Origin of the sequence: Knoellia aerolata DSM 18566, assembly GCF_000768695.1 — a bacterium.
In the GTDB taxonomy this organism is placed as follows: domain Bacteria; phylum Actinomycetota; class Actinomycetes; order Actinomycetales; family Dermatophilaceae; genus Knoellia; species Knoellia aerolata.
Genome location: NZ_AVPL01000203.1, coordinates 1 through 350, shown reverse-complemented (window position 1 = coordinate 350; position 350 = coordinate 1). Strand labels below are relative to the sequence as shown.

At 76.9% G+C, this 350-nt stretch carries 1 pseudogene; it reads left to right on the top strand.

Features of this window, described 5'->3' with window-relative positions:
• Positions 1-350: pseudogene (locus tag N801_RS21290) on the top strand (hypothetical protein); the annotation flags it as partial.

Genomic DNA, 350 nt, shown 5'->3' with positions numbered 1-350 from the left:
CCCTCGCCGGGGTGCAGACGGTCGCGGTCGCGCACGTCGCCGCGATCGAGGACGTCACCGGCCCGGACGGCACCTGGGGCGAGCAGCACCGCGGGCTGGGCCACGAGGCCCTCGACGCGCCCGGCCTGGTCGGGCCGATCCTCGGGATCACCGCGCAGGCCGCGACGACCCGGTGCGAGGTCGCCGTCCACCAGATGACCACCACCCCGCAGCTCGTCACCGCGATGCTCGCCGGCGACCTCGACGCCTGGCGGGCCCGGGTCGTCACCACCGAGGTCGAGATCTGCCCCGACGACGGCGCCCACGCCATCGTCGACGCCCTCGTGGCGCACTACGACGCCCGCGGCGGG